The sequence below is a fragment of the Caballeronia sp. SEWSISQ10-4 2 genome (assembly GCF_030464885.1).
Classification (GTDB): Bacteria; Pseudomonadota; Gammaproteobacteria; order Burkholderiales; family Burkholderiaceae; genus Caballeronia.
The window spans coordinates 14,932-28,373 of the sequence record NZ_JALPRJ010000094.1 but is presented as its reverse complement, the minus strand read 5'-3'; the positions used below and the strand labels follow the sequence as shown (position 1 = coordinate 28,373).

Annotated in this window: 12 protein-coding genes and 1 pseudogene; 6 read left to right on the top strand and 7 right to left on the bottom strand. The window is 59.7% G+C overall.

Going from position 1 to position 13,442, the window contains the following annotated elements; all coding sequences use genetic code 11:
- Window positions 1-50 precede the first annotated feature (50 nt).
- The 7 genes and pseudogenes from M0D69_RS37685 to M0D69_RS37655 all read right to left on the bottom strand — a co-directional run.
- Window positions 51-269, bottom strand: a pseudogene (locus M0D69_RS37685) (transposase zinc-binding domain-containing protein); the annotation flags it as partial.
- A gap of 324 nt (window positions 270-593) precedes the next feature.
- A complete protein-coding gene (locus M0D69_RS37680; protein WP_301786892.1) occupies window positions 594-1,895 on the bottom strand; it encodes an MFS transporter in 1,302 nt (433 codons plus the stop codon).
- Window positions 1,896-2,044: 149 nt separating this feature from the next.
- The gene (locus M0D69_RS37675) at window positions 2,045-2,671 is read right to left on the bottom strand and encodes a glutathione S-transferase family protein (RefSeq protein WP_301786891.1); all 627 of its coding nucleotides are present in this window, start codon (window positions 2,669-2,671) and stop codon (window positions 2,045-2,047) included.
- Window positions 2,672-2,725: 54 nt separating this feature from the next.
- The gene (locus tag M0D69_RS37670) at window positions 2,726-3,946 is read right to left on the bottom strand and encodes an MFS transporter (RefSeq protein ID WP_367619817.1); all 1,221 of its coding nucleotides are present in this window, start codon (window positions 3,944-3,946) and stop codon (window positions 2,726-2,728) included.
- 267 nt (window positions 3,947-4,213) lie between these two features.
- On the bottom strand, window positions 4,214-4,342 hold the full coding sequence (locus tag M0D69_RS37665) for a hypothetical protein (RefSeq protein ID WP_301786889.1): 129 nt from the start codon (window positions 4,340-4,342) through the stop codon (window positions 4,214-4,216).
- 475 nt (window positions 4,343-4,817) lie between these two features.
- Window positions 4,818-4,946, bottom strand: a complete 129-nt coding sequence (locus M0D69_RS37660) for a hypothetical protein (protein WP_301786889.1) — start codon at window positions 4,944-4,946, stop codon at window positions 4,818-4,820.
- Between the two features lie 484 nt (window positions 4,947-5,430).
- On the bottom strand, window positions 5,431-5,559 hold the full coding sequence (locus M0D69_RS37655) for a hypothetical protein (RefSeq protein WP_301786889.1): 129 nt from the start codon (window positions 5,557-5,559) through the stop codon (window positions 5,431-5,433).
- A 200-nt stretch (window positions 5,560-5,759) separates the two neighbouring features.
- On the opposite strand from M0D69_RS37655, the gene M0D69_RS37650 reads away from it, so the two are divergent.
- The 6 genes from M0D69_RS37650 to M0D69_RS37625 all read left to right on the top strand — a co-directional run bounded on the left by M0D69_RS37650 (window position 5,760) and on the right by M0D69_RS37625 (window position 13,436).
- Window positions 5,760-7,067 carry a hypothetical protein gene (locus M0D69_RS37650; protein ID WP_301786888.1) on the top strand — a complete coding sequence of 436 codons (1,308 nt, stop codon included), beginning with the start codon at window positions 5,760-5,762 and terminating at the stop codon, window positions 7,065-7,067.
- A complete protein-coding gene (locus tag M0D69_RS37645; RefSeq protein WP_301786887.1) occupies window positions 7,064-8,320 on the top strand; it encodes a fatty acid desaturase in 1,257 nt (418 codons plus the stop codon). The genes M0D69_RS37650 and M0D69_RS37645 overlap by 4 nt, the downstream gene beginning before the upstream one ends.
- Window positions 8,321-8,378: 58 nt before the next feature.
- Window positions 8,379-9,014, top strand: a complete 636-nt coding sequence (locus M0D69_RS37640) for a 2OG-Fe(II) oxygenase (protein WP_301786886.1) — start codon at window positions 8,379-8,381, stop codon at window positions 9,012-9,014.
- Between the two features lie 49 nt (window positions 9,015-9,063).
- Entirely contained in the window at window positions 9,064-10,020 is a 957-nt protein-coding gene (locus tag M0D69_RS37635) for a sterol desaturase family protein (RefSeq protein WP_301786885.1), read from the top strand.
- Between the two features lie 62 nt (window positions 10,021-10,082).
- Window positions 10,083-10,877 carry a hypothetical protein gene (locus M0D69_RS37630; RefSeq protein ID WP_301786884.1) on the top strand — a complete coding sequence of 265 codons (795 nt, stop codon included), beginning with the start codon at window positions 10,083-10,085 and terminating at the stop codon, window positions 10,875-10,877.
- Between the two features lie 93 nt (window positions 10,878-10,970).
- A complete protein-coding gene (locus M0D69_RS37625; RefSeq protein WP_301786883.1) occupies window positions 10,971-13,436 on the top strand; it encodes a penicillin acylase family protein in 2,466 nt (821 codons plus the stop codon).
- Window positions 13,437-13,442 lie beyond the last annotated feature (6 nt).

Sequence of the window (13,442 nt, the reverse complement as noted above, 5' to 3'; positions counted from 1 at the left end):
ATCCTCGTTTTACTCTCGGGAGCTTACTTTCGCTGGCCCCTTACATAGTATCTAGGACAGTGGCGATTCCGGCAGCTGTTATAGGCGATGCGTTGATGGCCGCAGGCATCGCACTGTTCGACATGTCCGCCGAGCGCAGCGGTCCGGCATAGCTCAACCGCGCTCATGATGCGCCGCTGGGCGAGACTGAGTGACCCGGCATGGATTTGACGATACGCTGCGCCGTAGCGACGCAACACGTCCGCCACTTCCAGTGGCGCGATCTTCATGGACGCGCTCAGAAGTTCGCTGGCGGTTCTTCTGGTGGATCAGGCGCAACCGGTTGAGGGAGCAGGTCAAAGGGGCTGGTGGTCGCACAAACCGTGCTCGTGGCCACCTTCAGATAGATAAAATGTGCTGCAGCACATTTACGCTATCTGCACAGCGATGAAATTAAACGCGCCCAGCAGCTCTGTCAGGCTTTTGCGGCCTGGTGACTGTGAACGTCTCTGTACCTGACCCATCGCGGCCTTAGTACTTTGTCGCCCCTTTCGTCAAACACCCCCAACAACGTCGAAAACAATGTGGATTTGTGGCATGAGGTTTTTTCTCGTTCAATGAAAGGACGTACTTTGGTTCGGGGCGCCCGGCGGTGGGTCGGCCACGTGCCGCATCGGCGTAAAGATGAAAGTGAGGGCAGCTACGCCGAGCAGGAAGCAACCGCTGCCGGCGAAGAGTTGCGTCAGACTGACGTATTGCATCAACCAGCCCGTGCTCAACGCAGACAGCGGCGCGAGCCCCATGAAGATAAACATGAAGATACTCATGGCGCGGCCCAGCATCACCGGCTGCACGCGCCTTTGCAGCCAGGTAAACACGGCCACCTGCATGAACCCTCCGAGTGCGCCGACTACCAGCAGCAAGACCACTCCTTGCCACGCAGCGGTGATGAAACCTAGCGGGATCAGGAAGGCGCCGGCAACGGCGTCGAGCAGCAGCAGCGTGTTGCCGAGGCTACCGGCGCGGCGCTTGCCAACCACCGCGGTAGCCACCATGCCGATCAGGCTGCCTGCGCCGTGCGCGCCCATCAGTTGGCCGAGGGAGCCGGCGCCATGCAACCGGGTGTGCGCCAACACCGGCAGCGCCACTTGCATGGAGCCGCCGATGCAAAACATGACGACCGCCCAGTAGCAAAAACAGGTGCGCATGTCCCGGTCATGCCAGACCGTCGCCAGCCCGGCGCGGACTGCGCTCAGGACCGCCTGCTCGCGCTGCGGCTCTGGCATGTGCCGCACGCGCACTCTGGCCAGCGTCCACGCCGAGACGACGAAACTCAGGCAATCGAAGCCGAAGGCAAGGCCTAGTCCACGTGCATCGGCGACGGGCAGGGTTGCATCCTCGCCGGCCAGCGCGATCAGCAAACCGGCCAGCAATGGCCCCGCGAGCAGCGTCACCTGACGCGTCCCCATCATCAGGGTATTCGCCATCTGCAGGTTCTGCGTGGGGAGCACGTGAGGCAGCACTGCGGTCCCGGAGGGAATGCTGAATGCCGACGCCAGCCCGATACCCAGTGCGAGTGCGAAAACAATGTCGAGTACGACGTGACCGCTAAGTACCATCAACGCCAGCAGTCCGAGCAGGGTCGCGTTGACGTATTTGGTCAACAACAGCACGCGTTTGGGCGTATAGCGGTCGACCAGCGCGCCACCGATCAGGATGAAGATCGCTCGGGGCGCACCGGTCGTCGCTATGATCATGCCGGTCGCGAATGCGCTGCCGGTCATCTTCAGGACCAGCCATGGCAACGCCAGAACGGTGAGTTGATCGCCCAGCATCGAAATGACGCTGCCGCTGAGCAGCCAGCGGAAATTTACGTCGTGCATGACGCTGCGCTGGTCGGATGGCGTGTCGTGCATCGGAAGGTTCTCAGGTATTCGACAGGTTGATGCCGGCTATCTCGCCCAGCTCGCCCGCCTGTCCGTCGAGTGGTGGGTTTATTGGCACGTCTGGATAACAAACTGACAAACGGCGAGCTCATGCTGCAACAAGGCCGTGAGCAACCCGATTACGGCACACCATTCCCAACGAACTCCTGAAATCCCGCGCGCTCGCCCAGCCGCTCGAAATACCGACGCACCGACGGAAGCTCCGGCCGAGCAAACGGCGTTGAATACCAGCGTTGCACCGACACGCCGATCACGATGTCCGCAGCCGTCAGTCGCGCGCCTGCGACGAACGCGCTAGTGCGTTCGAGTTGTGCGTCGAGAATCCGCATCATCTTCAGCCACGTGCTGATGCTTTCGTTCAGCAGCGCACGATCCTGCTTTGAAGGATCGTTGCGCACCAGGCTCGTAAACGCATAACGCCACGCACCGTTCAGTTCGGTAGCCTGCCAGTCCATCCATTTTTCGACTAACGCGCGTTCGCGTGGTGCGAGCGGCAGTAACGCGGAATCGGCGCCGTAAGCGTTCGCGAGGTAACGGACGATGGTGTTCGATTCGCTCAGCACGAAGTCGCCGTCGATCAGTACCGGCACCAATCCCACCGGATTGAGCGAGAGAAATTCGGGATCGTCGGTGCTGCGATGGCCGGCGCCCCATTGCGGGTTGTCGAACGCGAGGCCGAGTTCCCTGCAGGTCCACAGCACTTTGCGGACGTTGATCGAAGTGGACTTACCAAGAACGGTTAGCATGGCGGCAGTGCTCCGATGTAAGAAGGGAGAAGGTTACGGAGAATGAAGCACGTGTCAGGCCGGCTTCGGCCGGCTGCGTGTCCGTGCATACAGCAACACATACAGCACGCCGCACGCGAGTGCGACGCCGTTCAGACCGATAAACGGTACGGCCACACTACCGAGGCCCATGATTACCATCATCGCAACATACATCGCCGCGTATTGGTACGCGGCCATTGTACCGACGTGCTCGCGCGGGCAGGCTTCGACGAGGTCCGCCTGGCATTGAAGGAACATGATCTCAAACGCGAGGATATAGACGAAGTAGAGCGCGAAGTTGAGAGCCGGCGAGTGGAGGGTGACCGCCATCGTCGACGCTCCGATACAGATCCCGATCAGGGCCGCCTCACGCCTGCCTGCGAAACGCCAGCCACGCCTGGCGCTAGCATAGAAGCAACTGGCGCCAACCAGCATCGCGGCGCTGCTCAGCAACTGCAATAAGCCGACGTAGTGGTCTGAGAGGTTTAGCAGATGAGCGGGTAACGCGACGCGCGACAGGTTATAGAAGCCCTGGAATACACCGATGAACATAACTACACGCACGAAGTGACCTCGCATCTCCGGATGGGCGTCCAATGCGCCGAGCAATTTGCTCACGCTGCTGTTGGCTTCGACAGTGCTCGCATGCTGTGTCGGTACCACCGGTAAAAGCAGACTCACTGCGCCGGCAAGCGCAAACAGCGCGCCGATCCACGGCAAGACGACGGCCGGTGCTGCTTCGTTCGGCGCGAGACCCATCAACACACCCGCTAGACCGCCGGCGATGAACTGCGCGCTCAGCGCGATCGGCACGGCGGTTTTTACATCCCCGTCAGGATAGAAAGCCTTGAGCGCGACGATGCGTGTCACACGCTGCAAGGCATCGACGACGCCTATCAGAGTGGCACCAGCCAGTGCGGCCAGCGGATAGTGACCGAGTACCAGCAACAGCAATAGAGTGATGCCGAGCGCGCACCCGTTGGCGACAGCAAAGATTCGGCGCGGCCCTGAGCGGCGAGTAATCGATGCAATGCCAAAACACGCTACCACCGGAATAGCCATCGGGCACATAAGAGTGATATTTGACCACTCGATCCGCCCTGTCTGCCGATATATAAAACTTGCTAGATATATATATGTAAGATTACTCGCAATCACGGAAGACAGATTCGTAGTCCAGAGCGCCACAGTCAGACGCTTACGTGCGCGCGCCGCACTAGTCGTTATTGCGTATTGCGGAAGATCCTGCGCCATTTTGCGGTCCTATCAGTTTGAACTGAAATGGATGGTAAGGAATTGTTCTAACCCATCTATTTTATGTCATTTGGATTTGTTAAGTAGCACTTTACAGAGCCGATTGTTTGTTTTATTGTTTCTCTGCGGATGGTCAGTGATATTCCGCTGGACCGTTACAAAGGGTCGTCCGGCCCATCGAGCTTGTTCTGTCCGTTGATCCAGTCAGTCTGGGTGCTTGTCGAGAAGGAGAGGGCAACGCCCGACCGCTGACTACTCAGCTTCGCGTCAGTATCTGTTTGAAGTCACGAATACGATTCCGCTGGTCAAGTACTGCTTCATTGCCAGTTTTGCTGCTGCTTCAGCGCAGGCTTCATTGCGGTCTGGTAGTTCCGGATGTTGTTCAAGTTCGGTCATTGTCTAAATTCTATTAGCGAGATTTCGTATCTCGTTGGGAGCATTTTTTTAAATTTTTATCGATTGTCTAAAAAGATGCGATTGGGCATCGGAAAGTGCTCGCCCATACGAAATGTGAAACGCGCAAATTGCCAGATGACGGCCATATGGCATCTGCTCGCCTAAACCAGACATCAGGAGTGGTGTCCAAATATGACAGGTCCTGCGTCGTTTTGCGGTCCTATCAGTTTGAACTGAAATGGATGGTAAGGAATTTTTGATCTGTCCATTTTGTGCTATTTGGATTCGTTAAGTGGCACTTTACAGAGCTGATTGTTTGTCCTATTGTTATTTCCCGGATGGTCAGTGATATCCCGCTGGACCGTCACAAAGGGTATCCGGCCCATCGAGCTTATTCTGTCCGTTGATCCGGTCAGTCTGGGTGCTTGTCGAGAAGGAGAGGGCAACGCCCGACCGCTGACTACTCAGCTTCGCGTCAGTATCTGTTTGAAGTCACGAATACGATTCCGCTGGTCAAGTACTGCTTCATTGCCAGTTTTGCTGCTGCTTCAGCGCAGGCTTCATTGCGGTCTGGTAGTTCCGGATGTTGTTCAAGTTCGGTCATTGTCTAAATTCTATTAGCGAGATTTCGTATCTCGTTGGGAGCATTTTTTTAAATTTTTATCGATTGTCTAAAAAGATGCGATTGGGCATCGGAAAGTGCTCGCCCATACGAAATGTGAAACGCGCAAATTGCCAGAAATACGGCCTGACGGCCATATGGCATCTGTTTGCCTAAACCAGACATCAGGAGTGGTGTCCAAATATGACAGGTCCTGCGTCGTTTTGCGGTCCTATCAGTTTGAACTGAAATGGATGGTAAGGAATTTTTGATCTGTCCATTTTGTGCTATTTGGATTCGTTAAGTGGCACTTTACAGAGCTGATTGTTTGTCCTATTGTTATTTCCCGGATGGTCAGTGATATCCCGCTGGACCGTCACAAAGGGTATCCGGCCCATCGAGCTTGTTCTGTCCGTTGATCCGGTCAGTCTGGGTGCTTGTCGAGAAGGAGAGGGCAACGCCCGACCGCTGACTACTCAGCTTCGCGTCAGTATCTGTTTGAAGTCACGAATACGATTCCGCTGGTCAAGTACTGCTTCATTGCCAGTTTTGCTGCTGCTTCAGCGCAGGCTTCATTGCGGTCTGGTAGTTCCGGATGTTGTTCAAGTTCGGTCATTGTCTAAATTCTATTAGCGAGATTTCGTATCTCGTTGGGAGCATTTTTTTAAATTTTTATCGATTGTCTAAAAAGATGCGATTGGGCATCGGAAAGTGCTCGCCCATACGAAATGTGAAACGCGCAAATTGCCAGAAATACGGCCTGACGGCCATATGGCATCTGTTTGCCTAAACCGGACATCAGGAGTGGTTCCAAGTATGAACCAGACGATTCTATTCGATGCCAAGCGGAGCCGTGAAATTCTCAAGGCCATACGGTACGGCATGGAGGTGCGGCTCGACACCTCGTTGTACAACGAAGATGCAGAGCGCTTGCGAGGCCGTCTGGTTGACCTGAAAAAAGCCTATCTCGCGAAGCGCCGTTTCATCGATGAAAAGCGCAGCGGCTTCGGCAATGTCATCTTCTATCAGTTGCTCCTTGAGAAGTACCCGGAGTTCGAGTATCGCTTCGATACACAAGGGCGGCTGCGCTCGAACCTGTATGAATTCAAAGTGGACGGCCGATTACCGTCGTTGCTGACGATGCTGTTAAACGAGCGGATCGGACGCTTGAGCGAGCTCGAGAAGCGATACGGTCGCAGCGCGAAATTCGGCGCGCTGTTCGCTTCGGTCGAGCAGCTGTTCCAGGACGCCACGCTCGTCTATCCCGACAGCGCGACCTTTTTCCGTTTTCTTGAAGCACTCACGCTGGCGACGCAAGGCGACGAACCGCTGACAGTGGTGTCGGCGATCTGCCCGGACTATTCGTATACCGCGGAGGCCGACACGGTGCGCTATACGTTCGAGTCGCTCGGTTCGCAGCCGGGCCTTGCCGGCAACAAGTTCATCGCGATCCTGCCGGCGGTCGAGCGCTGTCTCGACGAGCTCGGCGTACGTCACGAGGTCAGCCTGTTCGGCGGCGATTTCGAGTCGCTCGCGTTCGTCGACAGTTCGTCGTCGCTGAAAATCAGCCAGCACGATTTCATCGCGCAGGTGCGCCAGCAGATCGCCGCGATCTCCAATGCGGTGCAGCGGCCGGTGTCCCAGTCGTTCTTCTTCGGGGTGGTCGGCGGCGAAGCGAACTGGATCGCGCGGCACGAGGAAATCTATCAGTCGCTCGCGCGCAGCGATTACGGTCAGACCGGCTTGAGCGAGGCGGATGTCGACGCGATCTACGCGTCGCGGATGCCGCTGTACGGCGCATGGTTCGACAACGCCGACGACGACAAGCTGTGGCAGATCTTCCTGCGCCAGGCTGCCGAATATGCATTGATGGGCGAGGTCTACGCGAAGCTGTACCGCAATTTCGTGGTGCTGGGCGTCGATCATTCGCGGATGGCGCCGTTCTATTCGTTCGCCCAAAAAATCGCGGTGATTTACCGCAAGACCGATTACATCGTCGATACCGCACCGCTGGACGCCAGCAACCAAAGCAGCCAGAGGAGCCCGGCGCTGGCCATCCGGACACCGGCCGGCGCGGCGATCCGGCACGCCGAAGATTCCCGGGAAGAGGAGAGTGTACGGTGAAGCAACCCAACGATTTCGCGACCCGCTATTCGGCGCATGGCTACGGTTTCAATGTTCGCGAGACCTATCGCAATCTGCCTTTTCAGCCGTTCTGGACGTGGGTCACCGGCAAGTCGCTGAACAGCGAGCCGCCGAAAGCGCCGGAAGAAACGCTGTTGAAAGTATGGCAATTGCTGCTGCACGTCAGTTGGGCTTATGCGGTGTTGATCGGCGGGACGCTGCTCGGCAACCGCCTCCTGCACGCGGACTTGCCGTGGTACGCGAAGGCGCTGCTGTCCGTGCCGATCATCGTGATGGTGATGAACCGGCAGCGCGGCATGCTGCACACGTTCCACTACACGATCCACGGCGCAGGCATCAGCAACCGCAAGCTCGCGCGTTTTCTGTGCAAGTGGATGCTGTCAGTGCCGATCCTGCATACGACGTGGGAGAACTACATGCTCATCCACATCAAGGATCACCATAGCCGCAGCACGTTTTGCACCGACATCGACCCGGACCAGCAGTTCATGACCTCGCATGGTTTCTACAAGGGCATGTCCGAACGGCGCTTCTGGTTTCTCGTGGTGTTCGCACCGTTTTCCCCGATGCGGATCTGGGAGCATCTGAAGTTTCGCTTCGACCAAAGCTTCGTGGTCGCGACGCGCTCCGAACGGATTGCCCGCATCGCTTACTGGGCGGTGCTGGTGACGCTGGTCTCGGTTGCGCATCTGTGGCCGGCATTCGCGCTCTACTACCTGTTTCCGATCTTCTTCGTCACGCAGCACTCGTCGTGGCTGCAGCACGTGGCCGAGCATCTGTGGTTTCCCGAGCGTCCGGCCGACGTGTCGCAGGAAGTCTATTACGCGTCGCTGAGTTGGGGCCGCTTCTTCGGCCGTCCCTATCCGGTCGACGACAAGGGCCTCGTCAAACTAGGCAAGCTCGCGACCTGGACGGCCGGCACGCTGCTCGTCGATATTCCGCTGCGCGTGTACTCCTTTATGCAGGACCTGCCGAGCCACGATTTTCATCACCGCAGTCCCAAGGTGAACTTCTGGCAGATCGCGCCGGAGCGCGCGGCCAATGAAGGCCTGCCGTCCCCGTTCGGCCCGATGGCCGAAACGTGGGGTTATGTCGAGAACCTGCTGGTCCAGCGCGACCATTTGTGCCGCGGTGTGCAGGACCCGTTCGGTCTGCTCGAATGGGGACGCAGACACAAGGCCAGTCTGGACGCCGACGCGGCAGCGCGCCGGGCGCAGCGAGTCGCTGTCTGATGCACGAGCGGGTCGTCGCAGCCCAGTCATTCTTCTTTTCATCTTGGGGTATTAATCCATGAACACTCTCGTCGAATTGCTGAATCCTGCCGCGTCGCTCAACGATACGGGCAGCATCTATCTGCCGGAAAGCACTCAATTCTTCTCGCGCAGCGAGTGGGAAGAGATCGAACGGATTGCTCGCAGCCCTGAATTGCCCTGGGAGAAAGTCGTGGTCGGCGACGCCGACGAACCGAACGACGTATACGTCGCTCGGTTCATAACCGACGTCGACCGGCCGCGTGTCGTCAACGATGCGCTCGCGCAGCAGATGCTGCCGATTTTGACGTCGGAGCGCGTCGTGTCGTATTTCGAGGGCGCGCTCGACGCCGAGAAACTGTACGTGCGCCGCGTCCAGATCAACCGCATGGAAACCGGCTCGTTTATCGGTCTGCATCTCGATCAGGACAGCAACCCGGACTACGAGATCTCGATCGTGTTGCAACTGGGCGACGACTACCAGGGCGGCGCGTTCGTCGTGCATCGCGCTGAAGACGATCACCGTACCTACATGACCGAATATCGCTCGGTGCTGGTCAGCCGCTGCGACTTGCGTCACGAAGTAAAGCGGGTCGAGGACGGCCATCGTACGACGCTGGTGTTGTTCTTCAGCCGCGACGGGGGCGACAACCCGCGCGTGCGAGCCGCGGCGTGATCTGCGCGCACTGTTCCCAACTTTCGCTGAATGTTTCCACGAGGAAGTCATGACCATATCGAAACTGTCGGGGTACGAAGTCGCGCGGCGACTGGTCGGCCCGTTTTATCTGGTGTTCGGCATCTCGTTGTATATCGCGTTGCATCGCGAGTTCACCGAGCATCCGGTGCTGGTCTACTACGCCGCCACGCTCGGCATGATGGCGTTCACCGGTTTGCTGGAATGGGTGATGCCGTTTCACAAGCCGTGGCAATCGCCGGACGACCAGTTCATCAATGAGATCGGCAGCACGTTCATTTCCGCGTTTCTCGGCCATAACGTCGGCAAGGCGGTCGCGTTCGCACTGTTCGGCTGGTTTGTCGTGTACTGGCGCGGGGTGGATGGCTCCGCGCCTTGGTGGCCGTCCAGCCTGCCGTTCGCGGTGCAGGTGTGTCTGTCGTTCGTGATCTGGGAATTCGGGCTGTATTGGAATCACCGCTGGATGCACGCGGGCGGCTGGCGCTTCCACTCGCTGCATCACAAGCTGCGGCGCCTGTCGTGGCTCAACTCGGGCTACGGTCATCCGATCGGGTTCTTTACCACCAGCCTGTTTTCGTACGGCATGCTCGCGCTGTCCGGCGCGTCGGCGGAAGTGCTGCTGTTCAACAGCTTTCTGTCCGCGGCGATCAACTTCCTGAGTCACGCGAACGTCGATATGAAGGCGGGCTTTATCAACTACATCGTCAGTGCACCGGAAGTGCACCGCTGGCATCACGTGAAAGACACCCCGGAGGCGTACGACAAGAACTTCGGCACGCAACTGATGGTGTGGGACCACGTGTTCGGCACCTTCTATCTTCCGAAGGGCAAGGCGGCGAGCCACCTGATCGGCGACGACGAAACCTATATGCCGGCCGGCTTCTGGGCACAGTGGCTCGAACCATTCCGTGCCGCCAAGGAGAAAGGCGGGCAGGTCACCATCCCCGAGCAACGGATGCCGTTCCGTTCAAAACGGGCCACCGACTGACGCGGCGACACGGTTGCGGCTGTCAACACTATTTCGATTGGTAAGCAGGAGGAGGAAGGGCCATGGATATCCAGATCGCGGAGCGATATGCGGACGTCAAGACGTTTGCACGTTATCAACTCGAACACAACACGAAGCGGCAGCCCATCGGCATCGAGCGCGGACTGACCGTCACGACGGACCTCGTGCAGGGTTTGCCGACCTTCAACGTCAAGCAGTATTTCGGCAGCCAGCCGACCATCTTCGACGATTACGACCATGTCGTGACCGCGTACTCGAAAGACGACGGCCGCGTGGTGTCGCTGATCGGCGCGCGCTGGCTCGGCGATGCGGACTTCCGGTTCCTGTATCTGTGGACCGCGATGGTCGCCGACGAATACCGTAATTCGGGCGTGTTCCGGCGTTCGCTCGCGTATTTCTTCGAGCGCGTTGCGAACAGCCCCAGCCCTGACCCGCGCAGCGGCGGCCAGCGCATGCCGCCGCTGATCGTCACGAAGACCTACAACCCGGTGGTCTACAGGATTTTCAGTTCGTTCGCCCGGGCGGGTCGCGGCGTCGAACTGTATCCGTTGATCCCGGCCGAGCAACAGCCGGAAACACTCGTGACGCTGGCGAAAAAGATCGCTTACGCGATCAGCCCGAAAATGCAGTTGATCGAGCAGACCGGCGTGGTGCTCGGTGGCCAGGCGCTGGTCGCGCCGGACTTCTTCCCGCTGATGGAAGAGTCGAAAGACGAGGACGTGAACCGGCACTTCCAGCAGCACGTATCGCGTGCCGATCAGGTGCTGTGCATTCTGCGCATACCGGATAGCGACAACGGCGCGGTGCTGTCGGCGGTGACGGCCGCGTTGCGCTGACCAGTCAGCACGGCGACGGGCGCGCGACCGTTACGCCCCCGTCGCGATCGTTGGATTCGTAGGTCCCATTCCTAGCCACACAATTAATTGTCGATGATCGATCGAGATTCGCATTACCTTGACGGCTTGCGCGCGCGGGCCATGACGACAACAGCGCTCGCCGCTGCCGTTTTATTGCTCGGCGCCTGCGCGGGCGGCGTGCTCGACACCCATGCATCGGCCGAACTGATCCGCACCGAAGGGGGGATCGTGCATGTGAGCGCCAATGATTTCACCGGCCTCGGATTCGGTATAGCGTATGCCTACGCGCAGGACAACGTCTGCATGCTCGCCGACCATCTGCTGACTGTGCGCGGCGAGCGCTCGCGCTACTTCGGACCGGACGCCACCGCCACGCGCGGCGAGAACGGCGAGTATTCGGCGCAGGTGCAGTACACGGTTGGTTTCAAGAATCTCGACAGCGACCTTTTCTACCGTGCATATCTCGATCCGCAGGCGTTGAGCGCCGACTATCGCAGCGTGTCGCCGGACGCCAATCAACTGGTGCGCGGTTATGCCGCCGGCTATAACGCATACCTGCGCGAGCATCGCGATACGTTGCCCGCCGTGTGCCGGAACGCCGCCTGGGTCAAGCCGATGAGCGTCGCCGACGCGCAACGGCTGATCGCCGAAAAGGCGATTCACGCGACCGGTGAGTTCTTCCGCAACGAGGTGCTGGCCGCCGTGCCGCCCGCCGGCAATCTGCCAGTTGAGAAGGCAGATAAGCAGGCCCCGTTGGACCCGCAGCCGCTGAACGTCGCGCGCGACGCGCTGGTCGAGCGGCTGCATGAGAGCCGCCTCGGCAGCAATGGTCTTGCGGTGGGCAGCGAGCTGAGCGACAGCGGCAGTGGTCTGCTGCTCGGCAATCCGCATTTCCCATGGAGCGGCCCGGACCGCTTCTACGAGATGCATCTGACCGTTCCCGGCCGTTATGACGCGATGGGCGCGACCCTCGGCGGTCTGCCGATCATCGTCATCGGCTTCAACAAGGACGTCGCGTGGACCCACACGGTGTCGACCGCCAAACATTTCGCGCTCTACCGGCTGGCGCTCGATCCGGCCGATCTATCGCACCGCACGTATCTGCTCGACGGCCACGCTGAGCCAATTCGGCAAAAAGACGTGAACGTCGACGTGCTGCAAGCGGACGGCTCGATCAAGACGGTGCAGCGCGCGTTCTATTTCACGCCGGTCGGGATGCTGGTGGCGTCGAAAACGCTGGGGTTGCAATGGGATGCTCAGCATGCGTACGTACTCGCCGACGTGAATCGCGACAATACGCGCATGCTCGATCACTGGCTGGCGATCGGGCGCGCGAGCGGCGTTCAGGGCGTCGAGCAGGCCGACCGGCAGTTCGTCGGCTTACCGTGGGTCAACACGCTGGCGGTGGACCGTGCGGGCCATGCGCTGTTCGAAGACTACAGCGCCGTGCCGAACCTCGGGCGCGCGTCGCAGACGCCGGGCTGCTTGCTGGATCCACGCATCCTGCTGCTCGACGGATCGCGCGTGGTATGTGGCGGCATTGCGCTGACCCAGACGGCGCAAGTGGCGCTGGAAGCGCAGCCTGCCACGAACGCGGGTGGCGTCTTTGCGTGGAACCTGCCGCAGCAGCGTCGTCCGTATCTGCAACGCAGCGATTTCGTCGCCAATTCGAACGACAGCTATTGGCTCGCCAACCCGGCCGCGCCGATCTCGAAGATTCCGCCGTGGTTCGGCAAGGAAGGCGCCGGCGCGGTGCAGTCGCTGCGCACGCGCCTCGCGTTCGAGGAAATCCAGGCGCGTGCGGCGGGTCGCGACGGCCTGCCGGGCAATCGTTTTTCGTTCGACGCGTTCGCGCAGATGCTGTTCGACGCGCGGGTCTACGCAGCGGACCTGTTGCGCAAGCCGCTGGTCGACACCTGTCGCGCCGCGCATGACGCGACGCTCGAACCCGTGTGCGCGACGCTGGCCAACTGGAACGGCAAATCGTCGCCCGATAGCGCCGGCGCGCCGCTGTTTCGCGCGGCATGGCTGCATCTGTCGGAGATTCCGAACCTGTGGGCCGTGCCGTTCGACCCGCAACAGCCGATGACCACGCCGAGCGGACTCAATCCGGCCGCCGCGCCGGCGGTTCAGGCCGCGTTACGCGCGGCCGGCGCCGATCTGCGCGCGGCCGGCATTCCGCTCGACGCAACGCTTGCCCGCCTGCAGTTCACCCGGGTCGGCCCGCAGGACATCCCGCTCACGGGCGGCCCGGGCGAGGAAGGCATCTACGACGTGGTCTCGGCGAGCACGAAGTACGACAAGCATCTGTTCGGCGAAGTCGCTTTCGGCACCAGCTATGTGCAGATGGTCGGCTTCAACGGGCAAGGACCGGTCGCGCGCGCGGTGCTGACCTACGACCAGTCGACCGATCCCACATCGCCGTACTACGGTCGGCAAACCGAACTGTTTGCACGGCACGGCTGGATCGATCTGCCGTTCACGCGCGATGCGGTGCTCGCGCATGCGCAAGGAACGCCGCTGCAGGTCGGACAGTGAAGTGCG

What these genes read in the sequence shown, in the direction of transcription:
- M0D69_RS37670 (WP_367619817.1), bottom strand. Translation starts at nt 3,946, where the DNA reads ATGGCGCAGGATCTTCCGCAATACGCAATAACGACTAGTGCGGCGCGC.
- M0D69_RS37675 (WP_301786891.1), bottom strand. Translation starts at nt 2,671, where the DNA reads ATGCTAACCGTTCTTGGTAAGTCCACTTCGATCAACGTCCGCAAAGTG.
- M0D69_RS37665 (WP_301786889.1), bottom strand. Translation starts at nt 4,342, where the DNA reads ATGACCGAACTTGAACAACATCCGGAACTACCAGACCGCAATGAAGCC.
- M0D69_RS37680 (WP_301786892.1), bottom strand. Translation starts at nt 1,895, where the DNA reads ATGCACGACACGCCATCCGACCAGCGCAGCGTCATGCACGACGTAAAT.
- M0D69_RS37655 (WP_301786889.1), bottom strand. Translation starts at nt 5,559, where the DNA reads ATGACCGAACTTGAACAACATCCGGAACTACCAGACCGCAATGAAGCC.
- M0D69_RS37630 (WP_301786884.1), top strand. Translation starts at nt 10,083, where the DNA reads ATGGATATCCAGATCGCGGAGCGATATGCGGACGTCAAGACGTTTGCA.
- M0D69_RS37635 (WP_301786885.1), top strand. Translation starts at nt 9,064, where the DNA reads ATGACCATATCGAAACTGTCGGGGTACGAAGTCGCGCGGCGACTGGTC.
- M0D69_RS37625 (WP_301786883.1), top strand. Translation starts at nt 10,971, where the DNA reads ATGATCGATCGAGATTCGCATTACCTTGACGGCTTGCGCGCGCGGGCC.
- M0D69_RS37660 (WP_301786889.1), bottom strand. Translation starts at nt 4,946, where the DNA reads ATGACCGAACTTGAACAACATCCGGAACTACCAGACCGCAATGAAGCC.
- M0D69_RS37640 (WP_301786886.1), top strand. Translation starts at nt 8,379, where the DNA reads ATGAACACTCTCGTCGAATTGCTGAATCCTGCCGCGTCGCTCAACGAT.
- M0D69_RS37650 (WP_301786888.1), top strand. Translation starts at nt 5,760, where the DNA reads ATGAACCAGACGATTCTATTCGATGCCAAGCGGAGCCGTGAAATTCTC.